General features: G+C 52.8%; 15 protein-coding genes. 14 read left to right on the top strand and 1 reads right to left on the bottom strand.

The genetic code is table 11. The features are described from left to right. Nucleotides 1–100 precede the first annotated feature (100 nt). Genes ONB24_07395 through ONB24_07330 form a run of 14 tightly spaced genes read left to right on the top strand, consistent with a single transcriptional unit; the run spans nucleotide 101 to nucleotide 17,844 of the window. Nucleotides 101–730, top strand: a complete 630-nt coding sequence (locus tag ONB24_07395) for an outer membrane lipoprotein carrier protein LolA (protein ID MDZ7315931.1) — start codon at nucleotides 101–103, stop codon at nucleotides 728–730. Nucleotides 731–766: 36 nt separating this feature from the next. After that, nucleotides 767–1,258 (top strand): hypothetical protein, encoded by a 492-nt coding sequence (locus ONB24_07390; protein ID MDZ7315930.1) that lies wholly within the window; start codon nucleotides 767–769, stop codon nucleotides 1,256–1,258. Nucleotides 1,259–1,278: 20 nt separating this feature from the next. Continuing rightward, nucleotides 1,279–3,645: a polysaccharide biosynthesis tyrosine autokinase gene (locus tag ONB24_07385; protein ID MDZ7315929.1), complete on the top strand. Its 2,367-nt coding sequence runs from the start codon at nucleotides 1,279–1,281 to the stop codon at nucleotides 3,643–3,645. A 27-nt stretch (nucleotides 3,646–3,672) separates the two neighbouring features. Further along, nucleotides 3,673–4,179: a UpxY family transcription antiterminator gene (locus tag ONB24_07380; protein MDZ7315928.1), complete on the top strand. Its 507-nt coding sequence runs from the start codon at nucleotides 3,673–3,675 to the stop codon at nucleotides 4,177–4,179. A gap of 34 nt (nucleotides 4,180–4,213) precedes the next feature. Continuing rightward, nucleotides 4,214–5,665 carry a right-handed parallel beta-helix repeat-containing protein gene (locus ONB24_07375; protein ID MDZ7315927.1) on the top strand — a complete coding sequence of 484 codons (1,452 nt, stop codon included), beginning with the start codon at nucleotides 4,214–4,216 and terminating at the stop codon, nucleotides 5,663–5,665. A gap of 8 nt (nucleotides 5,666–5,673) precedes the next feature. After that, nucleotides 5,674–7,026 carry an oligosaccharide flippase family protein gene (locus ONB24_07370; protein MDZ7315926.1) on the top strand — a complete coding sequence of 451 codons (1,353 nt, stop codon included), beginning with the start codon at nucleotides 5,674–5,676 and terminating at the stop codon, nucleotides 7,024–7,026. A 1-nt stretch (nucleotide 7,027) separates the two neighbouring features. After that, nucleotides 7,028–8,332 carry an O-antigen ligase family protein gene (locus ONB24_07365; protein MDZ7315925.1) on the top strand — a complete coding sequence of 435 codons (1,305 nt, stop codon included), beginning with the start codon at nucleotides 7,028–7,030 and terminating at the stop codon, nucleotides 8,330–8,332. Beyond that, nucleotides 8,329–9,372, top strand: coding sequence for a glycosyltransferase family 9 protein (locus ONB24_07360; protein ID MDZ7315924.1), 1,044 nt, complete (start codon nucleotides 8,329–8,331; stop codon nucleotides 9,370–9,372). Before ONB24_07365 ends, ONB24_07360 begins: the two co-directional genes overlap by 4 nt. A 3-nt stretch (nucleotides 9,373–9,375) precedes the next feature. Next, nucleotides 9,376–10,569: a glycosyltransferase gene (locus ONB24_07355; protein ID MDZ7315923.1), complete on the top strand. Its 1,194-nt coding sequence runs from the start codon at nucleotides 9,376–9,378 to the stop codon at nucleotides 10,567–10,569. Next, complete coding sequence (locus tag ONB24_07350; GenBank protein MDZ7315922.1) at nucleotides 10,566–11,750, top strand: glycosyltransferase family 4 protein; 1,185 nt, start codon at nucleotides 10,566–10,568, stop codon at nucleotides 11,748–11,750. Before ONB24_07355 ends, ONB24_07350 begins: the two co-directional genes overlap by 4 nt. Before the next feature lie 14 nt (nucleotides 11,751–11,764). Next, entirely contained in the window at nucleotides 11,765–13,165 is a 1,401-nt protein-coding gene (locus ONB24_07345; GenBank protein MDZ7315921.1) for an undecaprenyl-phosphate glucose phosphotransferase, read from the top strand. Between the two features lie 19 nt (nucleotides 13,166–13,184). Further along, nucleotides 13,185–14,639 (top strand): capsule assembly Wzi family protein, encoded by a 1,455-nt coding sequence (locus ONB24_07340; protein MDZ7315920.1) that lies wholly within the window; start codon nucleotides 13,185–13,187, stop codon nucleotides 14,637–14,639. A 19-nt stretch (nucleotides 14,640–14,658) separates the two neighbouring features. Continuing rightward, nucleotides 14,659–17,520 carry a hypothetical protein gene (locus tag ONB24_07335; protein ID MDZ7315919.1) on the top strand — a complete coding sequence of 954 codons (2,862 nt, stop codon included), beginning with the start codon at nucleotides 14,659–14,661 and terminating at the stop codon, nucleotides 17,518–17,520. A gap of 27 nt (nucleotides 17,521–17,547) precedes the next feature. Next, nucleotides 17,548–17,844, top strand: a complete 297-nt coding sequence (locus tag ONB24_07330; GenBank protein ID MDZ7315918.1) for a hypothetical protein — start codon at nucleotides 17,548–17,550, stop codon at nucleotides 17,842–17,844. On the opposite strand, the gene ONB24_07325 is transcribed toward ONB24_07330, so the two are convergent. Further along, the coding region (locus ONB24_07325; protein ID MDZ7315917.1) for a hypothetical protein at nucleotides 17,841–18,049 on the bottom strand (209 nt) is incomplete at its 5' end. The two genes, ONB24_07330 and ONB24_07325, sit on opposite strands and share 4 nt — an antisense overlap.

Below are 18,049 nucleotides of genomic sequence, written 5' to 3'. Positions count from 1 at the left end.
TGCTTCATACAAGATTGTGTAATTCCTTGATATCCCGCTGTCATTTGCACGGTAAAAGTAAAACTTGAGAGATAACATAGAAAGATGAGAAGAGGTATCGATGAGGGAAGCTGGTAAAATCGTTTATTTTCTTTTTGCTGTAGGCGGTTATCTGTTCGCCGATGTTGAAACAGACAATTTTTTGCGCAGCGTACAAAAGTCCTATCAGTCGCTCAAATCGGTCTGCGCCGAGTTTACGCAGACCTTTCACTGGAAGCTGACGGGTGAGGTTCAGACCCTCAGCGGGCGCGTCTGCAGTTTGGACGGCAACCAATTCCGCATCGAAACCCCGGACCAGTTGATTGTCACCAACGGCAAGGTTCTTTGGACTTTTACCAAAGCCAACAATCAAGTGGTCATCGATCGTCCGGAAAATGCAACGAGCGACAATCCTTTCATCAAAGAGTTTCTCGACAAATACCTGACCGAATACACGGCTCAACCTGCGGCCTCGGATGCGGAAGGCATGCGCTGCGTGCTCATGAAGGCGAAATCGGAAGATCAATACGTCACCCGCATGAAGCTTTGGATCGATGAAAAGAGCCGGTTGATTCGCAAGATCGAGCAGACCGATGTGAATGACAACATTACCCTTTTTGAGGTGAAAAATATCGACACATCGGTCAAGTTGACGCCGCGCGACTTTAATTTTACGCCGCCCGACGGCGCGGATGTCATCGACATGCGCTGAAGCGTTGAATCAAGCCTATTCGGCAGGAGATGATCCATGAGATGTCGTGCAGCAATTGCCGCGATGCTTTTCATGCTCAGCTTGAACACATTAACGTTTGGGCAGCAACGACCCGCCACCGGACGGGCGGCTCAATATTATCTGGGTGGACAGGATCAAGTGCTGATGCCGGTCAATGTGTGGGGATTCGTCAACATGCCGGGCCAGTACATGGTGCCGCTTGAGACGGATCTTGTTTCGCTTCTCTCCTGGGCGGGCGGCCCGCGGGAAGACGCGCGCATAAAAAGAATCCGCGTTGTCCGCACTTTGGCGGAGGGAGACTCGAGCGTAGTCATAGATGTGGACGTTAAAAGTTTTGTCGATACGGGTAATTTAAAAGAGAATCCCATTTTATTGCCCGGCGATACGGTGGTGGTATCAGGGACGACCTTTTATTTGGTCAGCAAAGTGTTCGAATTGGGTTTCCGCATAGCCATGATTGTGCAGGCAATTTATTTAGCGCAATGGTACTCGCGGCGAAATGATTAACCAAAGTTGAGAATGGTGCGATGAACGAACCGAGGCTTTATGAAGGTCCCGGCAACGGTCGATTATTCAGCAGACTTTCCGAGCAGCACTTAACCTGGCGGGATTATCTGCGTATATTTTATCGGGGACGTAAGGCAATCCTGGCGACATTTTCGGTCGTCATGGTCATTACGATTCTCTTGACTTTTTTTCAAAAGCCGGTCTATGAATCTACGGTGCGGCTGATTCTCGAGGATCGCAGCGGCGTCGGCCAATCTCTTTTTAATTTTACTTCCGCCATCACCAAAGAGACGCTGATGAACAATCAGGTGGAGGTGCTAAAGAGCCGTACTTTGGCGGAGGGTGTAGTACGCAATCTGCTTAAAACGCCCTATGCCGCGCAGTTCGAGGTTCTGGAGCGGCCCGATACATTGAAGCATCATCTCAGTTTTCTGCGCCGGATTCGGCTGAACCTGCGCGGCCAGATGGATGAAAACGAAATTTTTGACGAGCAGGTCAAAGCCCTGCGCGAGGGGCTGAGCGTTCGCCACATCCGCAACACGGATATGATTGAGATTCGCTTCCGTGCACACAGCCCCTTCGAGGCTTATTTTGTTGCCAACGCTGTAGCCTCCGTTTATGAACGCATCAGTAAAGAAGAGAGCCAAGCCGAAGTTCGTCAGGTGAAAGACTTTTTGGAAAAGCAGCTGGCGCTTTACGAACGGGAGCTGGCCGGTTCGGAAGAGCAGCTGAGGGCTTATCAAGAGTCTGCCAAAGTCGTCTCTTTGGACGAGGAGACGGCCGACCTGGTGCGCAAGATTACCGAGTTCGAAACGCTCTACAATTCGGCACGCACCGACTTGGAAGCGGCGCGGCAGCGTTTGGCCTACATCAACGCCGAGTTGGAGCGCCAAAACAGCAGTTTCAACATCGAATCGATCAGTAAAACTACGGCGCTGGAAGAGTTTACCCGCAACATTGCGGAGAAGGAATCCCAACTGGCGCTCTATCAGGCTGAGACGATCCAAAAAGGCGACTCTCCCTATACGCGTCGGCAGATTGAGCTGACCACGCGGCAGATCGAAGCGCTCAAGGAGCAGTTCAAAAAGGAAGTCACCTCTATCGCTTCCAACCAGTTCGTCGATCCGGCCAAAATTTCCGGCTCGTTGTTTACCAGCAAAATCGAGGTCGAAATCGACATTCGTTCGCTGGAGCCCAAGGTGGAGGCTTATGGAAAGATTGTCGATGAGTACAATCGGCAGCTGGAAAGCCTACCGGCGAAAAAGCTGCAGCTGGCGCGGTTGACGCGGGCGGCCCAGGTGGCGGAAAAGCTGTACATCATGCTGCAGGAAAAGTATCAAGAGTCGCGCATCACCGAAGTCGGTCAGCTGGGTAATGTGCGGATCATCGATCCTGCAAAAGAGGAGCGCGAGCCGATTCGTCCGAAAAAAAAGCTGAACCTATTCCTAGGCTTCCTGATCGGCCTCAGCCTGGGCGCGGCCGCCGCTTTTACCATGGAGTACATGGACGATTCGGTCAACTCGCTGCAGGATTTAGAGGCTGTCGGCCTGCCGATGATTGCCGCTGTACCCGAGATTCGGCCGGAAAAGGCCCTGGTTTCAGGTCTTCGAACGCCCCGATCGGAAGACCCGGAAGTGACGGCCATCAACGAGAGGCTGGTCACGCACCTAAGGCCGCGTTCACCGATTTCGGAAGCTTATCGAAGTCTGCGCACCAACATATTGTTTACCGCGCCGGAAAATCCAAAGCAGGTCATTTTGATCACCAGCAGCGGCCCGCGCGAAGGAAAATCAACCTCGGCAGCCAATTTGGCAATTACTTTTACGCAAATGGGCGCCAAAACTTGTCTTGTGGACGCCGACCTGCGCCGACCCATGCTGCACAAGCTGTTTCAGGTACCGCATCAGCCTGGCCTGACGAACGTACTGATCGGACAAAAGACGGCTGAAGAGGCGGTGATTCCCGTTGCCGATGTACCCAATTTGGATCTCCTGCCGTGCGGCATCAATCCGCCGAACCCCGCAGAGCTGCTGGGTTCCGAGCGTATGAATGCGCTGCTCAATGAACTGCGCAGCCGCTATGCGATGGTCATCATCGATACGCCGCCGGTGAATGCAGTGACCGATCCTTCGGTTCTGGCTCGCTTTGTCGACGGTGTGCTGTTGGTTATTCGCAGTGGAGAAACACCGCGCGGCGCTGCTATAGCCGCTGCCGATCAGCTCCGTCGCATCAAGGCGCCGATTCTCGGCGTCGTATTGAACCACGTTTCGCGCGCCGACTCTTACGGCGGGTATTACCATCACCAATATTACTACTATTACTATGCGGAAGACGGGGAAAAGAAACCGCGTGAAAAGAGGAAAACGACGGTCGACGTACGATTGTGAATCGAAAACAGGAGGGTGTTGTAACGGATGGTTTCGCATTGGGAGGAGCTTTGGTACGCCTTTGTCACCAAACCGAGGCACGAAAAGAAGGTCAAGAGCTATTTAGAGACGGCGGGCTTTGATCATTACCTGCCGTTGCGAAAAACTTTGAACCAATGGAAAGACCGCAAACGGTGGGTGGAGGCACCGCTCTTTCCGGGCTACATTTTCTGCCGCGTGCCGTTCGTCCATCGGTTTGAGGTATTAAAGGCGCCCGGTATGGTGCGAATTGTCGGCTTTAATAATCAGCCTATGCCGGTGCGCGAGACAGAGATCGAGACCATCCGCAGTCTTCTCAAAAGCGGCGTCGATCTGCAGGTGCGCGACGGCATTGTTGTCGGCGACTATGTGCGGATCAGCAGCGGTATTCTCATGGGATTAGAAGGCCGCATCGTTGAAGAACGAGGTGCGCATTATTTCGTAATCACCATCGAAGCCGTCGGCAAATCGATACTTGTCGACACCCGTTCGATCGAATTGAAAAAAATTGCATAAAAGCGGCGTCAAGCGCTGTTAAAGGCCGGAAACCATGAAAACGCCTGTAGGTAGAAAAATAGAATGCTTCCGTTTCCTTCTGTTGCTGTTTGTTTTGTCCCTCGCCTGCACGAGAAAACTTTACCAGGAACGGACATTAACGATTACCGGTTCGGCCAAGCTGAGCGGTATGGTTTCCCATGAAGGAATTTCCGTAATGCTTTATTCCGCCTTACCGACAGATACAACGATCGCGAATCTCCAGAGCCGTTTTCCTTCTCTAGGCGTACCGGCCGGTCAGCCCGTGCTATTCGAGCCGCGGCTTGCAAGTCCGCTTTACAAAACACAGACCGCTGCCGACGGTTTTTTCAAATTCGATGAAGTTCCTGAAGGCAACTACAACCTGGTCATCGAGAAAAAAGGGTACGGCAGGCGGATCCTTCCCAATCTCGACCGGTCATTACAGCTGGAAGAAGTCGTGCTCTATCCGGAAAGGCGGGTCACCGGCGAGCTTGATTTCTACACGGTTTGGGACAGCCGACGCCACATTATCGTCGCCAACGACTTGACGATCCCCGAAGGTGTGACGCTGCTGATCGACAAAGGGGCGGTTGTGCGTTTTGAAGGATACGGCAAGCTGATCGTTTACGGCAAGCTGGTGACCATCGGTACCGCGGAGGAGCCCGTGATTTTTACCACCGATGTACTCGATCAGCAAAACGCCGGATCTTGGAGGGGTCTCGAAATCTTTGGCGAAGCGGAGCTGGTCAGTTCGGTTTTTGATCATGCGGATATGGCGGTGAACTGTCGCGGCGGCAGGGTTTCCATCCGACAGTGCATTTTCCGCGACATCAACGATCGGGGCGTCGTCATTGCCAACGAGGGATATGGGGAAGTTTCCGGCTCACTCTTTTATAAATGCAAGGCGGCCGTCCAGGCCGAAACGAATTCGCAGCTGAACGCGATCGGTAATCTCGTCACCAACCCGCCGGGATATTGGCAGAACAGTCTAGGTATGGTTTCAAACAGCAGCCGCTCGATGTTGACGGATAACGGCATCACCCATTGCGATGTCGGCTGCAGCATCGAGTTCAGAGGCACGGCAGATCTGCTTTATAATTATATAGCCGAGTGCGGCATTGGCGTTAATGTCGTCAGCTTGGTCAACGAACGAAGCCGGGTGACGCTGCAGCTCAACACGATTGTCGCATGCACCAAATATTCGATCAACATCCTCGACAATGCCTCGCCGCTGATCGAAAAAAATAACCTGCTCCAACTCGGGTCGACGTTGTTCATTCGCGCTTATTCGCTCAAATATCCTTCTTATCCCGATATCATCGCCCGCAACAACTATTTCGGGGAAACCGCCGCCGAAGTCAAACGGCGTATCGAAGATCGCCGCGTCAATATGAGCGGAGGAAGTGCGACTTGGTCGATTCTTATCGATCCGGTTGCGGCCTCAATATTCGTCGACGCTTATCCTCGTCCGCGGACACAACCCTGATAACCGACGTGAAAGTGCCTTTCGAATTTCTATCCCGAATCCTTAGCCGCGAATCGGGGCGCACCTTTGCCGTAGGTGCCGGCTCGGTATTTCTGTTAAAAATTTTCGGTGCATTTTTAATGCTGCTCGGCCAAATCATTGCAGCGCGGCTCCTCGGTGCTGCAGAGTACGGCTATTTCGCCTATGCGCAAAGCGTTCTGTTGATCATAACCGTCTTTACCATATTGGGCTATGACAATTCGCTGCTCCGCTTTGTGCCGGAGTATCGCGTCAATGGGCAATGGCCGCTTCTTAAAGGCGTGTTGACCTTTTCTTTTCAAAGATCCCTCTTCGCCTCGCTGCTTGCCGCGGGGCTGGGCGCATTACTTCTGGTTGCAGATAGGCCTCGTTTTGTCGCCGCTCAGCGTGATGCCCTTTGGGTCATGCTTCTCTGCATTCCTCTCTACACTTTGACCATGGTGCGACAGGCGGCTTTGCGGGGTTTCCGGCATGTCGTGCTTGCTGAATTTCCGGAAAGCGTCGTAAGGCCGTTGCTGTTTATTCCTTTGCTGATGTTTGTTTCGCGAATACACTCTTTAACCGCCGAAACGGCATGGTGGTGCTACCTTGTGGTCGTGCTGGTTGCTTTTCTTTTAGGCACATGGATGCTGGTTCGCATATTGCCGCCGGAATTCGAACGGGCTGCGGCAGAGTATCGTTCGGCTGAATGGCGCAGAATATCGACCGATATGATGTGGATGAATGCGATGAATATCGTCTTTAATCAGGCTGCCGTTGTTCTGCTCGGTTTCTTTTCACCGCCGGAGGAAGTGGCGCTCTTTTCCGCGGCAGCCAGAGTTGCGTTTTTCGTTTCCTTTGCCTTGTTCGCCGTCAATTCCATTGCCGCGCCGTTGATTTCAGAATTTTACTATGGAAGGAGAATGCGCGAACTTGAACGCATTATGGCCGTCTCTGCCGCATTGTTGGCGGCAACAACGTTGTTTGCCGATCTTTTTCTCTTGGTTTTCGGCAAAACGGTGCTCGGTGCATTCGGCCCCCCGTTCCGTAAAGCGTTCCTGCTCTTGTTGCTGCTGATGTTCGGCCATACGATCAAATCATTCTCCGGTCCGGCTTCCTATCTGCTCAACATGAGCGGCCGGCAACGGCTCACGCGACGAATGATGGCGGGTTTCGTGCTTTTTCACCTCGTTGCGGGCGCGCCGATTATCAGCCGATACGGGGCCGTCGGTGCCGCGGCCGTTTCAGCCGCCACCCTCAGCCTTTGGAACCTCACCCTCGCCGCCGCCGCCTATAAGGTCGTCGGTGTAGATTCGACTTTTTTTACGCTCCTCCGTTTAAAGAAACTGTTTGCCGGAGCCTGATATGCTGCAGATCGTTCAATTGATTTTCTTTTTTCTCTTCATTTTGCAGCCGACCTTAGTGGGTTTTCAGGAGTCTCGATTTTTCTCCGTCCTATGGCTCATGATTTTTCTTGGACTGGTTGTCGGCCGCATTATTGAGCGCAAGCATGACTTTCCCCGCCTTAATTTACCCTTCCTTCTTCTCATTGCAACCTTAATAGGTGTAACAGCAATTCATGGATTCGAACCCAAGCTCCTGCTTAATGCCGGCCAGTTTCTGATCGCCGTACTTACCATGTATTTTATCATTTACTATGTCATTTTTTACAAAGATGAAGAGATCTTTTTTACCAAACTGTTCGGCTCGATTCCCTATTATTTTTATGCCGCTCTTCTGATCTCTACCGCTTTAACGGCATATGACGCGCCGGATGCGCCTCTGCTCTATGTTTGGCAATGCAACGGCATCGAAAACCGCGCTCAATTGATGTATGGCTCAGGCAACCATTTCGGCGTTTATCTGTCCGCCCTTACGCTTATATCAGGCGTCTTCCTGGTCTCGAAAAAAAAATTTTTCCATCTTTTGACGATCGCTTTCTCGATCGGCTTTCTGGTGCTTTCAGGATCGCGAACCGGTCAGGTCGCGATTGCTCTTTTGCCGATTCTTCTTCTGTTCCGACTGTTCCGCCTTCATTACGGCTATTTGCTCGCCGCCATTACACTTGCCGGAGTCATTATTTATCTGATCGTTTTTAATAACGATCTCTACTATTACGTCTATCAATTTTTTCTTTGGGTACATGAACGTGTGCCGCTGCGCTTTATGCCTGAGGCGCGTTACCATCTTTTAGCCGGCCGAGAAGTTTTGTGGAACACGCTCGTGGAAATGATCCGCAGCAAACCGATATGGGGACATGGGTACTATATTCCTTTCTATGATTTCGGCATCGACGCCGGCTACGAAGGAGGGCGTTTGGTCGGCAATGAAGCCGCACCGACCAGCGAAAGCGGGTTGCTGTTTACCGTTCGTTATGGTATTCCGGCAACGATCGTTTATTTGTGGTTCATGGTTTCGCCGCTTTTAAAGAGAACCCGTGACCGCTTTGAATTCTATCACGCCTATCTCATTCTCTTTGCCTTTTGCGTATGGATTTTAAACGACTCTCTTTTTATATCCTACTCGATACAGATTCTTTTCTTTCTCTCCGTGATTGCCGGCCACCTCACCCTCCAAAAGGATGTCATCGCTCTACGGCGTTACGAGTTGTCGGTCAAACAGATTCAGCCCGACAAGCCCCTTTCGCCTTTGCAGGATTGGAATCTATGAAAGTCGAAAGGCTTTTAGTCTTTCATATCGGCCATTTGGGCGACACCATCATGATTCTTCCATCGTTGTGGGCGCTGCGCAAGGCTTTTCCACATGCCCGCTTCACGCTGTTGACCGATCGAGTGGAAGGCGAAGGCTATGTGCAGGCCGCCGACTTATTTTCTTCGGATTTTTTTGCGGATATCGTGGCATTTCCCAAAAGCGCCGACGGAGGCAGGCGGCATCTCCATTCACTGGTAAGATTATGGCCGCTTTTGCGCGCACGACGATTCGATGCCGTCGCTTACTTGACGCCCTCGCGACGGCAAAGGAGACAAATTTTTCGGGATAGAATCTATTTCCGCTCGCTCGGCATCGGCCTGCTCCTCGGTTTTCGCGGCTTCGGCCCGTTCACAGGTGAAAGCGCAGGCCTTCATGAAGCCGAGCGTATCCTGTTTCGCCTGGCAAAGGACGGAATCCCGGTCGATCACATTTCCTTCGACCTGCTGTTGAATTCGGAGGATGAAGTCGAAGCGCAAAAACTGATTGCCGAAAAAGGAATTACGCTGCCGGAAAATAGCTGTGTGGCCGTAGCGCCGTTTTCGAAAATGCAGGCAAAACGATGGCCGATGGATCGTTATGCTGAATTGATCGAACGGCTCATTGCCGAGTTTTCGATTTTCCCCATTGTCATCGGCGGCAGGGACGAGAAGGAGCAGGGAGATGACCTGGTGTCGCAATGGAAAACCGGCTTGAATGCCGCAGGCCTTGCGGTGCGGCCGACGGCCGCGCTGCTGCGCCGCTGCCGCGCTTACATCGGCAACGATACCGGCGGTATGCACCTGGCCGCGGGTGTAGGCGTCCCCTGCCTGGCCATCTTTTCGGCCCGCGATGAACCCTTTAAATGGCGTCCTTACGGTCGAGGACATATCGTCCTTAGACGGGAAATTGAATGTGCAGGCTGTTTGTTGACCACTTGCGGGCATCAATCGTGCCTGCGGCAGATCAGCGTACAGGAAGCGGCTGAAAAGGCCGCCGAACTATTGCGCAGGGTGCTGTAAACCGTGCAGACGATTCGGATTTTGAGAATCACCTCAACGTTGAGCAAAGGCGGAGCCGGAGCTCATGTCTTGGCAATCCATCGCGCCGTAAATCGTATCGACGGGTTCGCTTCCTATCTCTGGTGTCCGCGGGAATCCGTTGATGAAGAGCGTGTCATTCCCAAGTTGCTGCCCAAATCGGTTGTGCTGTTCAATGCCGTGCGCACCCGTGTCCTCGGCTTGGACAGCCTTTATGCGCCGCTCTTCAGCAGCCTGCTGTCAAAATTGGCACCCCGTTTCGACATCATTCATTTGCACCATCTGGAGGGATATTTTTTTGATCTGCGTTCGCTTTATCTTTTGCAGGAAAAAAACGTCGTTCTGACGCTGCACGACATGTGGCCGTTGACCGGCCGATGCAGTTTCAGTCAAAACTGCGAAAAGTGGCAGACTCATTGTGTGAGCTGCCCGCATACCGACGTCTATCCTGCCGTGTGGATCGATCGGTCGGCATTTCTGCATGAGCAAAAAAAGCGCGCTTTTGCAGCGCTGAATTCTCTCAAACTCGTTGCAATTTCTGAACATGCTGCGGAGAATGTGCGTTATAGTCATCTCAAAGGCGCTCCTTTATCCGTCATTCCGCCGGCCATAGATTGCTCGATGCTGTTCCCTGAAGAACGCCGGAATGCTCAGCCGGTCATCGGTGCGGTGGCTGTACGCCATGATTTCAGCACCAAGGGCTTCGAGGATCTAATGCAATTCATTCTCTATGTCCGCGATGCCGGATTGCCGTTTCGCTTTCGCCTCGTCGGCCGATTGTCAACGGATGCGCAAAAGCAGTTGAAATGCCTGCCTCATGTCGATCTCTTTCCCTTCACCGGCAACCTCGACGAGCTGCGCCGTCATTACAACGCCATGTCGCTGCTCATCAACCTATCGCGCCAGGAGACCTTCGGCAAAACCAACATCGAGGCGCAGGCCTGCGGCATACCGGTTTTGGCGCGCGACATTCCGCCGTTTCGGGAAAACGTTCATTTCGGCGCCCTATGCGGCGACTGTTCGCCGGAGACTCTCCGTAGAATGGTCGACTCCCTTCTGGACCGACATTGGCCTCGGGAGGAGATGCATGCGGAAATTAAACGTCGCTATGACCTTTCGATCCTTGGAGAACGTTATGCGGCCCTCTACCGCTCCTTTTTCGAGGGAGAAATAAAATGAAGCTGCTGTTAAGCGACTATGGCGGCTATGCGTTCATCTATGACCTCAGCCGCGCACTGGCAAGGCGCGGGCATGAGGTCATTCACGTCTACACCAGCGACAGCGCCAGTCCGCAAGGCGATTTCATTTCTGAGAACAGCTTGACTGTCGTCAACCTGCGGCTGCCTTTCGACCGCAAGGCGGGGTTCTTACCGCGGTGGGCGGCGGAGCGCGCTTATGGTAAAATGGCCGCAGACCTGCTGCAAAAAGAACGGCCTGATGTCATTTTGGCCGCCGATACCCCTCTGGAAGCCCTGCGGCACATTTTCGCAGCTTCGCGTCGATGCCGCATCCCGTTCGTTTTTTGGTGGCAGGACATCCTCAGCGATGCCATGGCTGCGGTTCTCGGCAAAAAACTCGGAGTGATCGGTTACGCCGTCGGCAGCTGTTATCGGCAAATTGAAAAACGCTGCCTGCAGCAGTCTGCGGGCGTCATCGCGGTTGCGGAACAATTCATTGAACGTCTGCGCGATTGGGGGATCCGACAGCCGAATTTACACCTTATTCGGAACTGGGCTTCGCCGGACACGATTCGCCCTTTGCCCAAAGATAACGAGTTCAGCCGCCGTTACGGCTTGATGGACCGGTTTGTGGTCTTGTATGCGGGCACCTTCGGCATGAAACAGAATCCGCAAACCCTAATCGATGCCGCTAAATATCTCAAGTCGATACAAGAAATTCTTTTTGTGGTTGCAGCCGACGGTGTTGCCTTGCCCTTTCTGCAGGCAAAAAAACGGGAGCTTCAGCTCGACAATCTGCTTATTCTGCCGCTGCAGCCGTTTCGGGATCTGCCGCTTTTGCTGGCAAGCGGCGATGTCCATCTGGTGCTGTTGAACGAAGACGCCGCTCGGTACAGTGTGCCTTCAAAGATATGGACGGCATGCTGTGCAGGACGGCCGATACTTATTACGGCGCCGGAAACGAGCGATGCCGCGCGATACGTCCGTCGCATAGGTGTCGGGGAAGCGGTGCAAACCGCCTCCGATTTGGCCGCGGCGGTGCAGCAGCTTCGCCGGGATGAAGCCTTGCGCATGACCATGGGGGAAAACGGTCGGCGTTATGCGGAACAGAATTTTCGCTTATCGACCATCGCTGAACGTTTTGAATTTGTGCTGAATGAAGCACGCAAGATGCGAACATAAAAATCGAAAACAATATGCTGCGTGAACACTCGAATATTTTGAACGGTCTGCGTCGTTTCGTCGATTTGGTGATTTTGTTCCTATCCTTTCTGGCAGCCTACCATCTGCGGTTCGGACTCTTTCCTTTGCCGGAAGAGATGACCACCGCGCCGTCGCTGCGGCATTATCTGCCCAATCTTGCTCTCCTGCTGTTCCTTTGGCTCCTGGTTACGCAGTTCAGCGGCCTCTATTCCGGGAAAAAGCTCTCCGTGAAAGTCGTCGACATCCGGGCGATCGCCGTTTCGCTGGTTTCCACTCTGTTTTTCTATGCAGGCACCGGATTTATCTTCAAGTCTTTCGACGTCTCTCGATTGATGCTCTTGATTTTCGCACCGCTCAGCGCGCTCCTGCTGACGGCTTGGCACTTTTTTTTCCAATATTCGCTGAAAGTTAAATGGTTCGGCGCCAAACCGCGGAATCTATTGATCATCGGCGCCGGACCGACTGCAAGAAGGTTCGCCTATGAAATCATGACCCATCGCGAAACCGGCTACCAAGTGCTGGGTTTTTTGGATGACGAATCGAATGCTAACAGCGACTTGCCGCGACCGCTTTTGGGAAGAGTTTCCGATATTGCGAAAATTCTCGCCAATTTTGCCGTCGATCGGGTTGTTGTCGCTCTGAGTATGAAAGAGTCGCGGCATTTGGAGCAAGTGGTCCGCGAATGCGAATATGCCGGCATCGAAGTGAACATCATTCCCGATCTTTTTCAATTCATTCATCCTCGCGCCAAAGTGCTTAACCTCAACGGCATTCCCTTGATCGGAGTACGTCCCAATCCGGTCGATACGTGGCAGTATGTTTACCTCAAGCGGGCGTTCGACATTCTTTTCAGCCTGGTTTTTCTCGTCCTTGTCAGTCCATTGATGATTTTGATCGCCTTGTTGGTCAAGGTGACCTCGAAAGGGCCGATTCTGTTTGCGCAGACCCGTTTAGGCACACAAGGGCGCCCCTTTACGATCTACAAATTCAGAACCATGCGCGTCGATTCAGGGGGGGAAAGCGATACACGCTGGACCACTCCAGAAGATGAGCGCGTCACCCCTATAGGAAAGATTTTACGCCGCACCTCGCTGGATGAGCTGCCGCAATTTTGGAATGTGCTCAAAGGCGATATGAGCGTCGTCGGACCGCGACCCGAACGCCCCTATTTTGCCGAAAAGTTCCGTCGCCACATTCCGGAGTACATGATCCGCCATCAGGTCAAAACCGGCCTCACCGGCTGGGCCCAAGTCAACGGCCTGCGCGGCGACACTTCCATCGAAAAACGAATTCAATACGATATTTTTTATATCGAAAACTGGTCTTTTTCATTCGATTTGCGTATAATCCTGCTGACGCTGATGAAAGGGCTTTTTAATAAGAACGCTTATTAAAATATTTTTTGGCTTTGCCTTGCTGATCCTTTGTCGGCCGGTCGTCGGACAAACCATTGCTCCCGACCATTGGCTGGTAGATGAAGTCCGTTTTCTGCAGCACCGCGGCAGCTTGTGGAACTTGTCGCTTTTGCAAATGCCTTACGATATCGAAGCGTTGCAGGCGGAACAAGTGGAAGCAGATCTTATCGGGCTGTATCTGCGGCGTTGGAACCGACAAGGCAGCAGTGAGTTCCTCTTTACCTGGAATCGCTTCGACCAAAGAGTTTCCTCGCAAGCCGACCAGCCTTTGCACTCGACTTTGCGCCTGGGCCTCGGAGCTGCCGTAGCGCCGGGAATTAAAGCCGTCACTTCGTTCTACATCGACAATCAGCTCGATGCTGACTCGCTCTACATCGGTAAGCGCCAGGGCGGTTGGGCTGCCTATACCGAGCAGGCTTATTTATCCTTCAAAACAGGTCGATTCACCTTTCGGCTCGGCCGCGATTACCTCGTATGGGGGCCGGGTCGCGATGCTTCTTTGATGATTTCTGCCTCGGCGAGGCCGATGGATCATTTTTACGGCGCATGGACTCACCCTAATCTTCAATTCTCATTCTTTGCCGCGCAGCTTGACCAAACCAATTATCCGATTAACGCCAAACCCGCGCAGCAAAACCGCTTCCTGTCCGGCCATCGCCTCGAATGGCACCCGCAACCTTTTCTGCGCATTGCCTTGAGCGAGACGGCCCTTTACGGCGGCCCCAATGCCGGCTTCGAATTGTCCTTTCTCAATCCGCTGATCTTTTTCACCGGCGAAGAGCACAACGGACCGCAGACCGCCAACGTCATGGCGCAACTGGATGTTGTTGCATTGGCGGCGAACCGGCTTACTTTTTACGGCAGTTTCCTGCTGGATGATGTGCAGCTGGAGCACGCTAATGTCGACGACAAGGGTGAACCGCCCGAGTACGGCCTGACGGCAGGCCTGAATTGGGCGGATCCCCCGCGATTGCCTGGCGTTGATTTGTTTGCCGAGTACACACGCGTGACCAATCGAACCTACAACGGGCAGGGCGGCGCGTGGGAAAAATACCTGCACCGTAACGTGCCGATCGGCCACTTTTTGGGCAACGATTTCGAACGAATGATTCTCGGCGTAAGCGCAAGGCCCGCTCGGAAATGGAGAATGAGCGCTTCTTGGGAGCATCGCCGCCGCGGTGAAGGACGCGTGAGCAAGCCGTTCGATACTCCATGGCGCGATCTGCCGCCCGGCCAAAAGTATAAAGAGCCCTTTCCCACCGGAATAGTGGAATCCGCCCATTTTTTAAAGCTTTCCGTTCGTCGCTATTTCGGCTATTTCAGTTTTCTCGAGGCGCAGGCGGCCTATCGCGCTGTCAAACAGGTCGAAAACCAAATCGGAATCGACGATTCCGGTTGGGAAGCTGCGCTGCGTCTCTCCCTTGAACTCCTTGCATCCCATTCGATGCACTGACATCCGGACCGGAGATCTTATGGGTACAAACTCCATCGCCCCTTTTGATTACTGTATCCTGACGGCGGCAAATGAGGCGCAGGCGTCAGGATACCGCAGACAAGTCGAAGAAAAATTGCAGCAATCGTTACCAGTACGTAATATTCAGGTCATTCCCGACCCGATGGGCAAGCGCATCGGATCGGGCGGAAGCACATTTTATGTCTTGGAACAGCTGCACCGCCTCCTCGGCGAGAATCTGTTTGCGCAACGAATCCTTATTCTGCACAGCGGCGGCGACAGCCGTCGATTGCCTGCCTATGCGGCCATGGGGAAGCTGTTTACGCCGTTGCCTTCGCCGGACTATGACTGCCTGTTCGACATCATGGTCCGCAGCTATGCCGAACTGCCGTGCGCAAGCGGCGGACAGGTGATCGTCGCCAGCGGCGACGTGCTTCTCAACTTTGATCCGTCCATGGTCAATTTCCACCCGACAGGTATCACCGGCGTCGCCTTTTCCGAAAACGCCCAGCACGGCCGCTATTTCGGCGTCTATGTCGTGCGCGAGCCTTCGACTCGCGCGACGGTCGTCGCCGATGTATTGCAAAAGCCCAGCATGGAAGAATTGGAAGCCGCCGGCGCCGTCGATTTCTCACGCCGAATTTGGCTCGATACCGGCATTCTAAATCTTTCCGCCGACGCGGTGCATACACTGCTGGACTGTCGTGAACTCATTCGTTCGTTCGCGCAGGGTCAACTCGATCTAAACCTTTATCACGAAATTCTCTATGCCGTATGCGGCAAGGCCGACATACCGGACGGCGACAAGCTGCGCGAGATTGCTCTTTATGTAAGCTGTCTGCCTTATTGCGGATTTTATCATGTCGGCCGCAGCGAAGAATTTTTGCACAACTTTTACAGCTTGACCCAAGCCTCTGCACTTTATCGGTTCACCAACGGCGTCCGCTCCAATGCCGCGCTTTTCCCGGAGCTTAAATCGGCATGGGTTTATAATGCCGAAATCACCAGCCGCAAGCTGGCCGTTGAGAAGCCTTGTTTGATCGAAGGAAGCTTGTTGGATAGTCCTGTTGAACTCTCCGGTGAGAACATCCTCAACAACATTCCTGAAGGAACCGGCCCTATTCGTTTGAAAAAAGGGAATTGTTTAACTGTTCTGCCGATACAGAGCGGGAAGTGGGTCGCGATTCTTTATGGAATTCAGGATTCTTTCAAGTCGGATGATGCACGCTATTTGAATCGCCCATTTGCTGAATTTTTGGCGAGCTGCAATCTTGGCGATTTGAGGGCGAATCAGGGAAATCTTTGGGATGCGGCGCTATTCCCAATTGACTCGACGCCGTTTGCAGCCGTACAGGCCGTTCTTTCTCTGCAGGAAGGCAAGCCTTCAGCTGAATGGCTAAAATCCGAGCGGCTCAGTCTGAAAGAAATTATGCTGAGCATCGATTATGATCGGCTTTTAGAACATCGCTGCGAAATTCGTCGACGCCGGCGACTGGCAGACTTTAAATCGGAATTGGAACAGGACAAAATCTCTTTTAACGATCTAAAAGATCTTTTGGATAACGAAAGTAAGCGTAAAACCGCCGTTAATATTTTGAAGGACTTTAAAGGCTCGCCCCTGCAGGAAGCGCGCGCCAAGCTCTGGCTGGCTTCACTATACAAGGAAACGGGAAGCGAAGAAGAAGCTGATTTATACTATGAGGAATCGTTCCAAAGAATTCGCGACGCCGTCAATTTGGGACTCGCTTGCCTGCCCTTGACGCCCGGCCGGCCGATTCGTTCCGATGAAGTGGTTTGGGTATTGCTGCCTGCCAGACTTGATTTTGCCGGCGGCTGGACCGATACGCCGCCGATCTGTCTCGAACGCGGCGGCTGTGTGTTGAACGCCTCGATTACTTTGAATGGTCAATATCCCATTCAAGTCGTAGCCAAACGCCCGGCGGATGATCGCCTGATCGGTATCAACTCGATTGACCTGGGTAAGCGCGCTGTGGTTCGAAGCCTCGAGGAATTGCGGCGTTTCGAGGATCCGTCGGATTGGCTCTCTTTGCCCAAAGCGGCGCTGTTTGCCGCCGGATTGATACCGCTCGATTTTCAGGGAAGTTTGGCTGAAGCCCTTATGCCGTACGGCGGCGGCATCGATTTGACTCTCTTCAGCGCCTTGCCCGCAGGATCGGGGCTCGGTACCTCGAGCATCCTCGGCGCCGGCATTATTGCGGCTTTGGCAAGACTATGCGGCAGAACACTTCCGCGTGAAGAAATCTATGCGCGGACCAGCATTCTTGAACAGCTCATGACCACCGGCGGTGGATGGCAGGATCAAATCGGCGGTGTGGCCGGCGGCGTCAAGCTGATCACCACCCAGCCCGGTTATGACCAAACGCCGAGCTTGTCATGGACTCATCTCACATCCCCAAGCGAACAACTCGATGAACGGTTTCTGTTATACTATACCGGCTACCGACGAATGGCAAAAAACCTTTTGCGGCAGGTGGTCGGCAGATATCTCCGGCGGGAGCAGGAAGCACTGCAGGTGCTCGATGAACTGAGCTCTTTGGCGAAGGAAATGAAGGAAAACCTGGATCATCGTTTTATCGATGAGTTCGGGAAAAATATCCATCGCGCTTGGGAACTCAACAAGACGTTGGACAACGGTCAAACAACCCCGGAAATAGAAGCCGTTATTCATCGCATTAAAGATTGGATTTTCGGCGCAAAGCTCTTGGGCGCCGGAGGCGGCGGCTTTTTATTTATCGTCGCCAAAGATTCGCAGGCTGCGGCGAACATCCGCCGCGAGCTGATCGTTGCGCCCCCTAACGACCGCGCCAGATTTTTTGATTTTCAAATCGATGAACTGGGCATGCGGATATCGGTTCTATAAGCCTCAAACAGCTATGGGAGAAAGATAATGAAGTGCCATCGATGCGGATATGAAATCGTTTTAAAACCTGGACAAAAACTTTTTCGACAGGACACTTGTCCCAAATGCGACAGCTATCTGCGCTGCTGTTTCAACTGTGCGCTCTATGATCCTGTTGCCTGGAAAGAATGCCGAGAGCCGCAGGCGCAACGGGTGCAGGACAAAAGCATAGCCAATTTTTGCGAGTATTTCGAACCGTCGACAGGGGAAGGGGTTCGACCGGACCATCGGGCGGATGATGCAAGAAGAAAACTGGATCAATTATTTAAAAAAACGGATAACTAGACCAATTCGTGGGCGCCTTCTTCCAAATGCTCCAGCTCCTTACCGTAGAGCAAATAAAGCTCGCAGTGCTGTCGTAGAAACAGAAAACGTTCTGATTCATAGATGGACATACATTTTTTGACTTTGGTAAAACTGGAGACCCGATAGATGGCAAAAATTCGCCAGTTTTCCTCGCCAGGACCAGGTAATCCATATTCCGAACCGT

The organism is candidate division KSB1 bacterium, assembly GCA_034505495.1.
GTDB lineage: Bacteria > Zhuqueibacterota > Zhuqueibacteria > Residuimicrobiales > Krinioviventaceae > Fontimicrobium_A.
The sequence above is the reverse complement of the archived record's forward strand: the minus strand, read 5'-3'. Positions and strand labels throughout refer to the sequence as shown.

Excerpts from the sequence above, each read along its gene's own strand:
- ONB24_07335 (MDZ7315919.1), top strand. The coding sequence starts at position 14,659 with ATGGGTACAAACTCCATCGCCCCTTTTGATTACTGTATCCTGACGGCG.
- ONB24_07385 (MDZ7315929.1), top strand. The coding sequence starts at position 1,279 with ATGAACGAACCGAGGCTTTATGAAGGTCCCGGCAACGGTCGATTATTC.
- ONB24_07360 (MDZ7315924.1), top strand. The coding sequence starts at position 8,329 with ATGAAAGTCGAAAGGCTTTTAGTCTTTCATATCGGCCATTTGGGCGAC.
- ONB24_07345 (MDZ7315921.1), top strand. The coding sequence starts at position 11,765 with ATGCTGCGTGAACACTCGAATATTTTGAACGGTCTGCGTCGTTTCGTC.
- ONB24_07390 (MDZ7315930.1), top strand. The coding sequence starts at position 767 with ATGAGATGTCGTGCAGCAATTGCCGCGATGCTTTTCATGCTCAGCTTG.
- ONB24_07350 (MDZ7315922.1), top strand. The coding sequence starts at position 10,566 with ATGAAGCTGCTGTTAAGCGACTATGGCGGCTATGCGTTCATCTATGAC.
- ONB24_07365 (MDZ7315925.1), top strand. The coding sequence starts at position 7,028 with ATGCTGCAGATCGTTCAATTGATTTTCTTTTTTCTCTTCATTTTGCAG.
- ONB24_07330 (MDZ7315918.1), top strand. The coding sequence starts at position 17,548 with ATGAAGTGCCATCGATGCGGATATGAAATCGTTTTAAAACCTGGACAA.
- ONB24_07395 (MDZ7315931.1), top strand. The coding sequence starts at position 101 with ATGAGGGAAGCTGGTAAAATCGTTTATTTTCTTTTTGCTGTAGGCGGT.
- ONB24_07375 (MDZ7315927.1), top strand. The coding sequence starts at position 4,214 with ATGAAAACGCCTGTAGGTAGAAAAATAGAATGCTTCCGTTTCCTTCTG.
- ONB24_07380 (MDZ7315928.1), top strand. The coding sequence starts at position 3,673 with ATGGTTTCGCATTGGGAGGAGCTTTGGTACGCCTTTGTCACCAAACCG.